This is a genomic window from Corynebacterium hansenii (assembly GCF_030408795.1).
Lineage (GTDB): Bacteria > Actinomycetota > Actinomycetes > Mycobacteriales > Mycobacteriaceae > Corynebacterium > Corynebacterium hansenii.
In genome coordinates this window covers 1,940,975-1,954,051 of the sequence record NZ_CP047211.1, presented here as the reverse complement: position 1 = coordinate 1,954,051, position 13,077 = coordinate 1,940,975, and the positions used below count along the sequence as shown (strand labels likewise).

Sequence of the window (13,077 nt, the reverse complement as noted above, 5' to 3'; positions counted from 1 at the left end):
GCGGAGCGGCGAAAACCCTTGTCGGTCCTGCAATCCGCGTTCCGCGATTGCCGGCCGTCACGGTGTGTTCGGAGCCGAAGGGACCGGGGATGGGTTTGGGCCGGAATTTTTTCCGGGGAAGCGTCCCGCACTACTGTCGGGGGTGACTGGACCGCACCCGCGTCGCCCCGCCCCGGGCCCGCGCGTGCCAGGCCAAGAAGGGAGGGCACGTGCCCCCACCGGTTTCGCCCGAACCGCGGCCGCTTCGCGTCATTGCCGAAGGTGAATTGATCGGCAGGGTCGCCGCGGGTGATCGTGCGGCGTTCGCGGAGCTCTACGATCGGTTCGGCGCGCGCGTGTACGGGATGTCCCTGCGCATCGCGGTGGACCCGAAGATCGCCGAGGACGTCGCGCAGGAAGCGTGGCTGGCCATCTGGGATTCCGCCGCGACGTTCGACGCGGACCGGGGTTCGGTGGCCGGTTGGGTCCTGGCCATCGCGCACCGCCGGGCCGTCGATGCGGTGCGCAGCATCGAGGCGGGCCGCAGGCGGGACGATGCCGCAGCCGACCGCGATGCCGCGGGTCGGGCGGGTGGCGGCGCGGACGAGGAGGTCCTCGCCGACGACGAGCGCCGGGAAGTCGCCGAATGCCTGGGCACGCTGTCCGAGTTGCAGCGGCAGGCGCTGGATCTGGCCTATTTCGGCGGGATGACGCAGAAGGAGATCGCGCGGATGCTCGATGCCGGATTGTCGGCGGTGAAGTCGCGGATCAGGGATGGTTTGATCGCACTGAGGAGGTGCCTGGACCAATGACCGGCTACGACATCGGCGACGGGCCCGCCGGCGGCGGCGCCTCCGATTCGGATTTGTGGGCCGCGCTCGTCGCGGTCGATGCGGTCGACCCGGAGGACGAGCACGTGGTCCGGGAACTCCGCGAGCGCGATCCGCTTTTCGACGACCGCGTGGAACGCTATCGCCGTGACGCGGCGGATTTGGCCGCGTCCGCCGCAGCCGAACCACCCCCGGAGCTGCGCGGATCGGTCCTGGATGCGGTGGCGGAGCGGCCGCCCGCGGCGGAACCCGCCGCCGTGACCCCCATTGGTTCGGGCCGACGCGGTCCGGCGGGCGCGGGTGCGGCGGATCGCGGGCGCATGTGGTCGTGGGGCCTGGCTGCGGCTGCGGCGGTGGTCGTCGCCATCGGCGGCGGCATCGCATGGCTGTCGATGCCCGACCGCGGATCCGATGGGGCGGACGCCGGATCCGTCGTGGCCGGCCCGTCCGCGGCCCCATCGACGATGGTGGAGAAGGCCGACGTCGCCGGCGGCGAGGTCACGGTGGAGCGGGTGGAGGGCCACTCCGACGCCGTGGTCCGTTTGACGGGCGTTCCCGCCCCCGAAGCCGGTACGGCGTACCAGATGTGGCTGGTCGCGCGGGGCTCGAGCCGTTCTGTCGGCGTGATGGGCCCCGAGGACGTCACGGATGACATGACGGTGAAGATCGACGGCGTGGACGCCGCCGACAGCCTGATGATCTCCGTCGAGCCCACCGGCGGCTCCACGGCGCCGACGCGGGCCCTGGTGGAGATTCCGCTCGAGCGCTGACCGGGAGCCGGCGCGGCGCCCGCTAGAACCCGCGGACGGTGACCACGTCGCCGCGCTTGGCGTCGCTGCCCGAGCGCGGCGACTGGCTGTAGATGCGGTCGTCGTCGGTGGCGTCGCCGCTGATCTTCAGTCGCAGGCCGGCTTCCCGGAGCGTCTTGCGGGCGTCGCCGATCTTCGAGCCGAGGACGTTGGGCACTTCCACGCGGTCGGAGACCACGATGTCCACCGCGGAGTCGGCGGGGTCGACGACGGTGCCGGCCTGCGGCGTCGTGGAGTCGACCTGGCCCGCCCTGCGCGGCGAGGATTCCGACTTGGTGACGTTGCGGACGACCAGCCCGGCCTCGGTGAGTTTTCTGCGGGCTTCGTCCAGCGGCAGCCCCTCGACGTCGGGCACCTCGATGCCGTTGTTCACGGCCAGGGTGACGTCGGAGCCGCGGGCCAGCCCGGTGCCGGGTTCGGGGGTGACCGACAGCACGGATTTCGGGTCGCGGGTCGCGGAGTATTCGTCCGTGACGTCGGAGACCTTCAGGCCGGCGTCCTCGATGACCTTGCGAGCGTCGTCCAGGGAGAGCCCGATGACGTCGGGGACCTTCACCGGGGCCTGCCCCTTCGACCTGTGCACGGTGACGGTCGAGCCGGTGGCGACGGTCTGTCCCGCGGCGGGGTGCGTCATGAGGATGTCGCCCTCGGGCACGGAGTCGGAGTACATCGGCTCGCCGGCTTCCTCGACGAGGGTGCGTTCGGCCAGCAGCGCCGAGTACCGCTTGGGGGAGCGGTCCGCGGGCAGGGCGGGCACGGTGGGGCGGCCCATGCTGACCAGGACGGCCACCGGGGCTCCTTTGACGGCCCGCGCCCCGGCGATGGGCTCGGTGCCGATGACCTGCGACTGGGGTACGGCGTCGTGGTACCGCTGCTGCGAAATCGGCTCGAACCCGGCTTCGCTGACGGCAGCCGACGCCTGCTGCTCGGTCATCCCCGAGATCGACGGCACCTCGCCGTAGCGCCCGGAGCCGAGCCACCATGCGCCCAGGCCCATGCCCAGCGTCGCGATGAGCGCGATGATCAGCCAGATGGCGCAGCCCGTGCGGGTGCGCTGGCGTCCTTCGCGGGCCTTTGCGTGACGACGTCCCGGCGCCCCGCCACGTCGGTCGTGCCCGTGGTCTCCGTCGTCGGGCGCCGCATGGCGCGGTGCGGGGGCGTTGCCGTGGTACGGCGTCTGGCCGGGCATTCCCGTGGGCATGCCCGGGACCGCGCCGGCGGCGGCACCGGATGCCGCGCCGGGCAGCACGGCCGTGCCGTCGGGCCGGCGCGCGAAGTCCTCGTCGCCGTAGGAGTCGTCGTAAGAGTCGCCGTACCGGTCGGCGTAACCGTCGCCGTACCGGTCGGCGTAACCGTCGCCGGAATCCGGCGACGCGAAGGTCCCCGGGGCCGGCAGGGGCGCGGCGGGAACGTCGTGGCGGGTTTCGTTCATCCCGTCGCGGCCATGGGGGCCGAACAGGCCGGGTGCCGGCGGGCCGTCGAAAAGCTCCGTTCCCCGCACGTCCTCCGGATCCGGGGCCGAAAGATCGTCGCGCGTCCGGGAGGCGCGGTGCGCCGCCGAATCGACCGGGGCCGGCACGCGGAACGGGGGCAGCCCCAGCTCGTCGACGATGTCGTCGAGCTCCGCGGCGAACTCCGCCGCCGACGCGAAACGATCCTCCGGGGCGCGGGCGCAGGCGCGGGCGACCAGGTCGTCGAACTCCGGCGGCACGCCGTCGATGGCCTCCGAGGGAGGGGGGACGTCCTTGTTCAGCCGCTGCAGCGCCACCGCCAGCGACGTGTCGCCCGTGAACGGCGTCGACCCCGTCAACAACTCGTAGAGCAGGATGCCCGTGGAATACACGTCCGACGCCGGGGTCATCTCCGCACCGGTGACCTGCTCGGGGGAGAGGTAGCCGACCGTGCCCACGATCACCGAATTGGACGTGACCTTCGAATCCGCCGCGGCGCGAACCAGACCGAAGTCGGCCAGCTTCACCTTGCCGGAATCGGAGATGAGCACGTTCTCCGGCTTGATGTCGCGGTGCACCATCGCCCGGTCGTGCGCCAGCGACAGCGCGCGGAGCACCGGGCCGAGCACCGCCGCCGCCGCGTGCGGGGGCATGGGGCCGCGCTCGCGCAGAAGCTCGCGCAGCGTGCCGCCGTCGACGAGCTCCATGATCAGGAACACGTGCCCGGCGTCGTCGTGGCCCTGGTCGTAGACGTTGACCAGGGATTCGTCCGCCATGCGCGCCACCGCGCGGGCCTCGCGCTCGAAGCGGACGCGGAAGGATTCGTCGTGGACGAAGCGGGGGTCCATCACCTTCGCCGCGACGTCGCGGCCCAACCGCAGGTCCGTCGCGCGATGGACGGAGCTCATGCCTCCGCGCGCGATGAGCGGACCGATGCGGTACCGGCCGTCGAGGATGTCGCCCTCGCTCACTTCAGCCATCAGCCTGTTCTCCCTCCGTTGCCGCCCACCAGTATGACCGACCGCTGGGCAGCGGTGCCAACGCGGTCGGGGGCGGGTGCGGATCGCGGTATGGTGACGGCGTGAGAAAGATCCCCACGTGCCCCGATGTTCTGCCCGCCGACGAAGAAACGCTGGTGGTCCCCGACGTCGCCGACCGCCTCGGCGTGCCGGTGACCCGCGTCCACGCGCTGCTGCAGGAGGGCAAGCTCGTCGCGGTCGATCGCCGCGGCGTGCCGCAGGTGCCGGCGCTGTTCCTCGACGACGACGGCGTGAACAAGTTCGTCTCCGGCGCCCTGGCGGTGCTCTCCGACGGCGGTTACCGGCCCGAGGAGGCGCTGACCTGGCTGTGGGCCGAGGATGACTCCCTGCCCGGCCGGCCCATCGACGGGCTGCACGGGCATCTGGCGCGCGAGGTCATCCGCCGCGCCCAGGCGATGGCGTTTTAACCGCGAGGTACCACCGCCTGAGGGAGCCCGCCGCCTGCGCGTCGCCGTTGCGTCGCCGTCGCGACGACGACGCGGGGCGCCGCCATGACGACGCCCGCGTTGCGCGGGCCCGGCGTCAGAGTCCCTTGCGCTCGGTGAGCTTGAGCTCCGGATCCGACGCGAGGCGGTAGCCGTCGCCCTCGAAGACGGCGGCGGGGTTCGGGGTGCCCGACTGCGAACCATTGCCCGTGACGTACTCGGCGAACGACAGGACCAGGGCGCCGATGGCGTTGTACTTCGGGTCGTCGAGGTAGGAACCGTGCGTGGTTCCGGCGACCACCGTCCACCACGCGGGGCCCGCATGGCGGTCGTAGGACCGCCGAGTCGCGGGCCAGGGGACGAGCGATTCGTGCTCCGCGACGACGAAAAGCGCGGGCACCGACGGAGGCGGCGACGTCGCGCCCCCGTCGGCGGGCCCGCCCATCAGATCGACGAAGCCCGCGGTGCGGAATCCGACGTCGCGGTAGCCGTTGATCGCCCCGTCCAGCAGCGACCCCATGCGCGCCACCGAACCGCCGCCGGCCGAATGGCCCGCGAGGATGGTGCGCGAGAAGTCGATCTTGCCGTGCAGCGGCGACCCCGGGGACAGCGACTGGTCCACGGCGCCCTTGGCGGCCAGCTCCACCTGGTAGCCGAACCAGTTGAGGAAGGAATAGCCCAGCGCCACCACGTACCCGTGGCCGGCGTAGAGCCGCGCCTGCCGGTCGAGCATCCCCGGGTTGGTGGCGATGCCGGGCGACAGCACGATCAGGGGAGCGGATTCCATCGTCCCCTCCGCCAAACCGGCCGGATAGTAGTACTCGACGCCCACGGGGCTGCGGCCGCCGGTCGGCACGACGTCGTAGCACGACGGCAGCTCCTTGACGTCGAACGCGTGGGTCAACAGGGTGTTGTACAGCGAATACACCAGGTCATCGCAGGATTGCACTTCGCGGGTCGCGGCGACTTCGTGGGGTCCGGGCACCGAAAAATCGGCGCGGATCGTGCCCTCGGGAGCCGGCATGACGGGTGACTGGACCTGGCCCAGCCCGATGCCTTCGGGGCCGAGGCCCACGTCGGAGGATCCCGTCGCGGGGGAGGAACCCGTGGCGGAAGGTTGCGCCGCCGCGCCACCGGCGAGCAGAGGCAGGGCCAGCAGCGCCGCCGCGGCGGCCCCCAGGCCGCGCCGGAAACCGGTGCGCGCCGCGGGGGATGGGGAAGGGATCATCGGGCACTCTCTTTCATGTGCGGCCGGCGACGGTCCGCCGCCGGAATGGGCGGGAAAAGACTGGAGCGGCAAAAGCCGGGAGCGGAAAAGCCCGTGGCGGCAAAAGCCCGGCACGGAACGGTCCGGCGCGGAAAAAGCCTCATGAGGGGGCGGACGAGGGGCCGTCGTCAAGCGTGCCCTTCCACCGCACGGGCCGGCGCACGTCGCCGTTGACCAGCCACCGCAACGCGAACCAGGCGGCGACGGTGACCACGAGCATCCAGGGCACGTCGTAGAAGCGGTTGTTGCCGCCGCCGGAGAAGGACATGCACAGGATCAGCGTCGCCACGACGGTGCCCTGCACCAGCCAGCGCGGCGGGCGGAAGGTGCCGATGGGCGTCAGCAGGCTGGCGTAGTACCAGGGCAGCGCCACGGCGTTGAACACCACGGCCACGCCATACGCGGCGAGCATGCCCGCCATGCTGCGGCGCGGATCCTGCCGGAACACGAACCAGCACACGACCAGGCCGACGACCATGATCACCGACGACACCGTGCGCGCCACCGCGACGATCGAGTTGAACACCACGGTGTCGTCGATCCACGCCATGATCGCAGCGATCACGCCCGCCACCGCCGACGGGGCGGCCAGCGGGTTGATCACCTTGGTGTTGCCGCTGATCTCCGTCAGCCATCCCCACGTCGAGCCGGTCGCCCAGGTCACGGCCGTCAACGCGCCGAGCATCAGCGCGGACATGCCGAGCCCGTAGCCCAACAGCGACGGCAGGCGCCGGAACACGTCGCCCCAGCGCGGCAGCTCGCCGCCGCGGGTCACCGCGATCCACACCAGGAACGGCAGGGCGATGACGGCCGTCGCCTTCAGCGAGACCGCCACCCCCACGAGCAACGACGCGACGATCGCGCCGCGCAGCCGCGGCATGGACAGCCCCGCCACCAGCGCCAGCGACACCAGCCCGACCATGATCGACTCGTTGTGCAACCCCGCCACCAGGTGCAGCAGCACCAGCGGATTGAGCACGCCCAGCCACTGCGCCAGTGCCGGATCGCCCCCGAGCTTCAGCGCGATCCGCGGCACCGACCACGCGATGGCCAGGAAGCCGAGGATGCACAGGATGCGGAACAGCACCACGCCGACGGAGATGCCGTCGCCGACGATGCGGGTGATCACCTCGTTGATGCCCAGGTGCAGCGGGCCATACGGCGTGGTGGTGTTGCGCCAGTCGGCGGAGACCTCCAGCAGCATGGGGCCCGGGTTGACCGCGGCGCCCTCCGTGTACGGGTCGAAGCCGTCGCGCATCATCGCGCCCTGCATCAGGTACGAGTAAATGTCGCGCGAGAAGATCGGGGCGGACACCGACAGCGGGACCAGCCACCACAGCAGCGAACGGTTCAGGTCGCGCAACCGGTCCAGCGCGGGGCGGCGGTCCTCCCAGATGAGGCGGCGCCCGGCCAGCAGCCACGCCCCGAGCACGCCGAGAATGCCGACCCAGATGAAGATCTCGAACAGCGCGAAACCGTGGCCGTAGGTGATCCAGCCCAGGCCCAGCGCCTCGACGACGCCGCCGCGGTAGCGGGTCGCCCCCGCGCCGTAGGACCCGAGGGCCAGCAGCAGCGCCGCCGCCAAGCCGAGTTTCGCGGGGTCGGTCCACCAGCGGCCGCGGCGGGTGCCGGCGTCCCCGGGCTTTTCGACGGCCGTGGCGTCCGCCGGGGCGCCGGTTGCGGCGTTGGCCGTGGTGCCGGCCGTGGCGTCGGCGCTCACCGGACCGCACCTCCCGTGAACCGGTCGGCGGCCAGCGCGCCGGAAAGCATGACCGTGGGCACCCCGACGCCGGGCACGGTCGTCGATCCCGCGAGCACGAGGTTGGACGGCAGGCGCGGGGACAGGTTCCGCGGCCGGAACGGGCCGGTCTGGCGGAACAGGTGCGCCAGCCCGAACGGGCTGCCGTCGATCATCCCCTGCTCGGCCCAGGTGGCGGGGGTGTCGAGTGCGCCGAGGACCCACTGCTCCGCGATTCCCGGCAATCCGCGGCGATCCAGCAGCGCGGTGACTTCGGCGAGGTGGGCGGGGCCGACGAGATCCCAGGCGACGTCGGCGGAGACGAGGTTCGGGCAGGGGGCGAGAATGCTGACCGGCTCCCACTCGCGGCCGTCGGAGTCGGCGACGATGCGGTCGGGGGCGGTCACGGCGGGGCGGGTGACCAGCAGCGACGGATCGGACATGAGCGATCCCGCGCGGGGCGAGGAAATCTCGCGGAACGTCTCGTCCCAGGCCTCGCCGAAGGAGATCAGGTGGTGGCGGTCCGGCCAATTGCGCGTGACGTCGACCGGCGCGGCGCCGTGGGCGACCATCGCCGACGGCGAGGTCCTGGTGGGCACCAGCCGCTTCTTCGCGGGCGCGCCGGCGGCGTCGAGCCAGCCTTCCACGATCGGCAGGTCGACGGTGGCCACGATGCCGTCGCAGGGGATCGGGCCGTCGGGGCCGAGCACCGCCGTCACGCCCTTTCCGGCGGCGTCGACGGACAGGCCGGACACGGGCGTCGACAAGCGCAGTTCGCCGCCGGCGCCGACGAACGCGTCGGCCATGATGCCCGCGATCGCGCCCATCCCGGACCCGGTGCGCGACGCCGTCGGGTAGTACACGCCCATCGTCGTGTCCATGTGCGCGATGCAGCCGTACACCGCCCGCGCATCCTTCGGGGCGACGCCGGCGTACAGCGACTGGAAGCTGAACACGCGCGCCAGCAGATCGTCGCCGAGCAGATCCTCGACCCTGCGGCCCAGCGAGCCGAACGCGCCGAGCTGCACCAGGTGGCCCAGGTCCCCGGCCGCACCGGAATCGCCGACCAGATCCAGGGGGGAATCGAAGCTCGCGGCCATGAAGTGCGGGTAGGCGGATCCGAACATCTGCGCCAGCCACTCGCGCATGCGCAGGTAGCCGTCGACGCGCGGGGCCGGGTCGTCGCCGCCGGCCTCCGCGAAACGGGTGATCTCCGCGGCCATGCGGGAAGCGTCGCCGTAGACGTCGATGGAGCGGCCGTCGTGGAACGTCGCGTGGTAGGCGGGGGCCATGCGCCGGACCCGGAAATCCGGGTCGACGTCGTCGACGCGCTTTCCGACGGCCGACAGCGCGGAGTCCACCAACTGGGGCATCGTCCACACCGTGGCGCCCGTGTCGGCCCGGACGGTGACGCCGGCGCCGGGCACGGCGACGTCTTCGGTGGCGCAGCGCCCGCCGACGTGATCGGCGGATTCCACGACCGTGACGCGGTGGCCCGCGCCGGTCAGGTGCAGCGCCGCGGTCAGGCCGGACAGGCCCGCGCCGATGACGACGATGTTCCGGGCCTTCCCGTCGGCTGCGGCGGGGACGCGGCGCCGGGGCACCGGCACCGGCGACAGCGGCAGGAACTTCATGATGGCGGAAGCGGGGTTCTGCAAGGCGGTTCGTCCTCGTCTGTTTTTCGCGGGTGGTCCGGCGGCGCGGTCACCAGGTGCGGGCGGTGGCGCGCCGGCCCATGTCGGCCAGGCGCTCGCGCTGTTCCTCGACGATCGGGGCGGATTCCAGGGACGCCAACCCGAGGCGGGTCAGCCGGTCGATTTCGATTTCGAGCAGTTCGTCGGCGCCGGAGGCGCGGATGAGATCGCGCAGTTCGGCGATGTCGTCGGGGCCCTCCACGCGGCCGAGTTTCTCGTCGAGGTAGTGCGCCCCGTCGGGGTCGGTGGCGCGCAGCCGCTCCAGCGCGGTCGCGACGAGCACGGTGCGCTTGCCTTCGCGCAGGTCGTCGCCGGCGGGCTTGCCGGTGACCTCCGGATCGCCGAAGACGCCGAGCTGGTCGTCGCGCAGCTGGAAGGCGATGCCGATGTCCCGGCCGAACTCGCGGTAGGCCGCGATGACGTCCTCGCCGGCCCCGGCGATGGCCGCGCCGATGTGCAGGGGGCGTTCGATGGTGTAGGCGGCGGTCTTGAATCGGTTGACCTTCTCGGCGACGCCGACGCGCGAGTCCCCGGAGGATTCCGCGGTGATGTCGAGCAGCTGGCCGCCGAGCACCTCGGTGCGCATGTGCCACCAGGGTTCGCGGGCGCGGTTGCGGGCGGCGTCGGACAGCCCCGACCCGTGGAACATGTCGTCGGCCCACGCCAACGCGACGTCGCCCGCGAGAATCGCCACGGAGCGCCCGTAGTGCGCGGAGTCGCCGCGCCAGCCGTTGTCGCGATGCCGGGCCTCGAAGACCTTGTGCACGGTGGGCTTGCCCCGGCGGGTGTCGGAGGCGTCGATGATGTCGTCGTGGATCAGCGCGCAGGCCTGGATGAACTCCAGCGCGCACACGCTGCGGAACACCGCATCCGCGTCTTCGGGGGTGGAGTTCGGGCCGCGGTCACCCCCGGCGCCGAGCCATCCCGCCCAGGCGAAGGCGGGGCGGACGCGCTTGCCGCCCTGCAGGGTGAAATCGGCCAATGCGCCGATGACGTGGGAAAATTCCTCGTCGATGTCCGCGACCATCGCCGACCGCGCGTCGAAGAAGTCCGTCAATGCCCCGGTCACGGCGGCGGGGACGTCCCGGGGGGACATCCCGGGTTCGATCGCCGGGTACTTCGCCGAGTCGGCCATTGCGCCACCTTTCGGGTGTATTCGACTCCAAACGGGGGCCGGGTCGGCGCGCCGTTTCGTCCTGCCAATAAGATAACCGTTCATGTCCGACTTCCCGCCACCCGCGGTGGGCCGCCAGGTTCCGATCCGCCAAGCGCTGACGTTGCCCAGCCCCGGTCCGCTCCCGTTCTCCGTCGAGTTCATGCCGCCCCGGGATGACGCCGCGGAAGAGCGGCTGCTCCGCGCGGCGGAGGCCTTCCATGACCTCGGGGCGTCCTTCGCCTCGGTGACGTACGGCGCGGGCGGGTCGTCGCGCGACCGCACCCTGCGCATCGCCGAGCGCGTGACCCGGGAGCCGTTGACCACGCTGGTGCATCTGACGCTCGTCGGTCACACGGTGCCGGAGTTGCGCGATATCCTGCGCGCCTACCTGGACCGGGGCCTGACCAATCTGCTGGTCCTGCGCGGCGATCCGCCGGGGGATCCGCTGGGCGAGTGGGAGCCGTTGGAGGGCGGCCTGCGGTACGCGTCGGAGCTCATCGAGCTGATCCGCGCCGAAGAGGAGTTCGCCGACTTCGAGATCGGCATCGCCTCCTTCCCCGAGGGGCACTTCCGCGCCCCCGATCTGGAGTCCGACACGCGCCACACGCTGGCGAAGCTCCGGGCGGGCGCGGAGTACTCGATCACCCAGATGTTCTTCGACGTCGACCATTACCTGCGGCTGCGCGATCGCCTGGTCGCCGCGGACCCGGAGCACGGCGCGAAGCCGATCATCCCGGGCCTGATGCCCATCACGTCGATGCGTTCGGTGCGCCGCCAGCTGGAGCTGTCCGGTTCGGTGCTGCCGCCCGCGCTCGACGAGCGTTTGACGCGCGCGGCCGCCGGCGACGAGGTGGCCAACCGCGATGCGATCCGGGAGGTGGGCATCGAGGTGACCACGGAGATGGCGGAGCGCCTCATCTCCGAGGGCGTGCCCGGCATCCACTTCATGACCCTCAACTTCGCCCGCGCCACCCAGGAGGTCCTGCACAACCTCGGCATGGCGCCCGCGTGGGGCACGGGACAGGACATGCTGCGGGGCGGTTTCTAGCACGTGGCTTTGCGACGGCCGGCGCACGCGTGCGGGCCGTCGCCCCTTTTTGCGGCGCCCGCGCGTGTTCGCGGCGGATCGGTATCCGTGGGGGCTCAGTCGAGCATGTCGTGGTCCCGCCGGGCCCACAGGACGACGAGCAGCGCCGCGAGCACTCCCGCGGCGGTGACCAGGCCGGTCCACAGCAGGAGCCGGTCGCGGTCGGTGCTGCCCGCGGGGGACGTGGCCCAGAAGGTGGAGTCGGTGCCGCCCTCGAGGGTCCAGCGCACGGTGTCCCCGCCGTCGACCGTGCCGTTGGTGCCGGTCACGGGGGCGGGGAACGCGATGGCGAGGGTGACCCTGGAGCCGGGGAACCGGGTCAGCGAGGCCTTGCCCGACAGCGACACCTGGTTGCCGCCGACGCGCTCGAGTTCGAGGTCGATGGCGTCGGACGAGGCGGCGTCGAGAAACTCGCGGACCTCGTCGAAGGTCAGGTCGCGGACGCGGTAGGTGCCCGTGTGGTCCTGCCCGGATTCGCCGCGTTCGACGGTGACCTTCCCGCGGAAGGCCTCCGGGACCTCCCAGAGCGAGTCCCGGGCCGACGCGGCCTTCGGCGCGGCCACGTGAACGGTGCCGTTGACCCGGTCGGTGCCCGAGATGGTCATCGCGGCGTCGGCGGTGAAGCAGCCGGTCAGCGCCAGAACGGGCAGGAGCATCGCGGCGAGCGCGATGAATCGGGCGCGGAGACGTGCAACCGTCATCGCGGTGGCTCCTTCCGGGAGGTGCGGTCGGTTTCGGGCCCGTCGGCGTCGTCAAGCGAGTCCGTGCCGCGCAGCGGGATCGGGGCGCCGAGCACCGCGAACGGGCGCGAATCGCCCGCGAAATGGAAATGGCGCAGGACGTCGTCGAACCCCAGGCGGCGGTAGAGGCGCCAGGCGCGGTTGCCCTCGTCGGCGACTTCCGGCGTGGACAGCAGCACGCGGCGTTCGGGGCGGCCGCGCATCAACTCGAGGAGCAGGCGTTCGCCGATGCGGCCGCCCTGGTGGCGGGGATCGACGTGGATTTCGGACAGCTCGACGTAGTCGCCGAGGACGTCGGACACGATGTGAAGGGGCGTGCGGCGCTCGGCCATTCCCGCGCGGACCTGGACGTGCCACCACTGCGTCGACGTGCCGTGCTGGCAGTAGGCGATGCCGGCCAACGGGAAAGAGGTGTCGGCCAGGGCGTCTTCCGGCGCAACGTCCTCGGGATGCGCGACGGCTGCGACGGCCGCCCAACCGGGCTCGTGCCGCGCCAGCGCCCACGCCCGCACCCGCGCGTCGACGATCGACGGGTCGTAGCCCATCGCCCCGACGTAAAGGGAGACGGCCTCGTGGAGCCGGAGCCGGAAAACCGATTCCGGCATGGGGAGGACGCTGTATCGCACCCGTTCAGCTTAACCGGGGCGGGGGCGGGGGAGTCGAACGGCGGCGGCCCGGGTTCGGGCGGCGGCGCGTCGACCGGGGTTGAGCGGCGAAAAGGGCATTGCGTGCGAATGGGCGTTCGAATATGATGGAAGGTGAATCCGGGAAGGTCCCTAGTGTTCGGGTTGTCGCGGAGGCGATGGCGGGCCGGTGGTGCGGAACCCATCGAACGGACGGTTGAAGTTCGGTCGGCGTCGG

11 protein-coding genes are annotated in these 13,077 nt (G+C 71.9%); 4 read left to right on the top strand and 7 right to left on the bottom strand.

Features of this window, described 5'->3' with window-relative positions:
* Positions 1-266 precede the first annotated feature (266 nt).
* Positions 267-791: a sigma-70 family RNA polymerase sigma factor gene (locus CHAN_RS08460; RefSeq protein ID WP_241485499.1), complete on the top strand. Its 525-nt coding sequence runs from the start codon at positions 267-269 to the stop codon at positions 789-791.
* Positions 788-1,579 (top strand): anti-sigma factor, encoded by a 792-nt coding sequence (locus CHAN_RS08455; RefSeq protein WP_290288662.1) that lies wholly within the window; start codon positions 788-790, stop codon positions 1,577-1,579. Before CHAN_RS08460 ends, CHAN_RS08455 begins: the two co-directional genes overlap by 4 nt.
* 22 nt (positions 1,580-1,601) lie before the next feature.
* On the opposite strand, the gene CHAN_RS08450 is transcribed toward CHAN_RS08455, so the two are convergent.
* The gene (locus tag CHAN_RS08450) at positions 1,602-4,049 is read right to left on the bottom strand and encodes a Stk1 family PASTA domain-containing Ser/Thr kinase (RefSeq protein WP_290288660.1); all 2,448 of its coding nucleotides are present in this window, start codon (positions 4,047-4,049) and stop codon (positions 1,602-1,604) included.
* Positions 4,050-4,150: 101 nt separating this feature from the next.
* Here CHAN_RS08450 and CHAN_RS08445 point away from each other — a divergent pair, with 101 nt between their 5' ends.
* A complete protein-coding gene (locus CHAN_RS08445; RefSeq protein ID WP_048744580.1) occupies positions 4,151-4,516 on the top strand; it encodes an Rv2175c family DNA-binding protein in 366 nt (121 codons plus the stop codon).
* Between the two features lie 115 nt (positions 4,517-4,631).
* Here CHAN_RS08445 and CHAN_RS08440 read toward each other — a convergent pair whose 3' ends face one another.
* The 4 genes from CHAN_RS08440 to CHAN_RS08425 all read right to left on the bottom strand — a co-directional run bounded on the left by CHAN_RS08440 (position 4,632) and on the right by CHAN_RS08425 (position 10,368).
* Positions 4,632-5,762: an alpha/beta hydrolase gene (locus CHAN_RS08440; protein ID WP_290288651.1), complete on the bottom strand. Its 1,131-nt coding sequence runs from the start codon at positions 5,760-5,762 to the stop codon at positions 4,632-4,634.
* A gap of 139 nt (positions 5,763-5,901) precedes the next feature.
* Complete coding sequence (locus tag CHAN_RS08435) at positions 5,902-7,521, bottom strand: alpha-(1->6)-mannopyranosyltransferase A (RefSeq protein WP_290288648.1); 1,620 nt, start codon at positions 7,519-7,521, stop codon at positions 5,902-5,904.
* Positions 7,518-9,197 (bottom strand): phytoene desaturase family protein, encoded by a 1,680-nt coding sequence (gene crtI, locus CHAN_RS08430; RefSeq protein ID WP_290288645.1) that lies wholly within the window; start codon positions 9,195-9,197, stop codon positions 7,518-7,520. Before crtI ends, CHAN_RS08435 begins: the two co-directional genes overlap by 4 nt.
* A gap of 46 nt (positions 9,198-9,243) precedes the next feature.
* Positions 9,244-10,368, bottom strand: a complete 1,125-nt coding sequence (locus CHAN_RS08425; RefSeq protein ID WP_377748446.1) for a polyprenyl synthetase family protein — start codon at positions 10,366-10,368, stop codon at positions 9,244-9,246.
* A gap of 82 nt (positions 10,369-10,450) precedes the next feature.
* On the opposite strand from CHAN_RS08425, the gene CHAN_RS08420 reads away from it, so the two are divergent.
* Positions 10,451-11,437, top strand: a complete 987-nt coding sequence (locus CHAN_RS08420) for a methylenetetrahydrofolate reductase (RefSeq protein WP_048744577.1) — start codon at positions 10,451-10,453, stop codon at positions 11,435-11,437.
* A gap of 95 nt (positions 11,438-11,532) precedes the next feature.
* Here the strand turns inward: CHAN_RS08420 and CHAN_RS08415 are convergent, their stop codons facing one another.
* Both CHAN_RS08415 and CHAN_RS08410 read right to left on the bottom strand, forming a co-directional pair.
* Complete coding sequence (locus CHAN_RS08415) at positions 11,533-12,177, bottom strand: LppM family (lipo)protein (RefSeq protein WP_048744575.1); 645 nt, start codon at positions 12,175-12,177, stop codon at positions 11,533-11,535.
* Positions 12,174-12,821, bottom strand: coding sequence for a GNAT family N-acetyltransferase (locus CHAN_RS08410; RefSeq protein WP_065421591.1), 648 nt, complete (start codon positions 12,819-12,821; stop codon positions 12,174-12,176). Before CHAN_RS08410 ends, CHAN_RS08415 begins: the two co-directional genes overlap by 4 nt.
* Positions 12,822-13,077 lie beyond the last annotated feature (256 nt).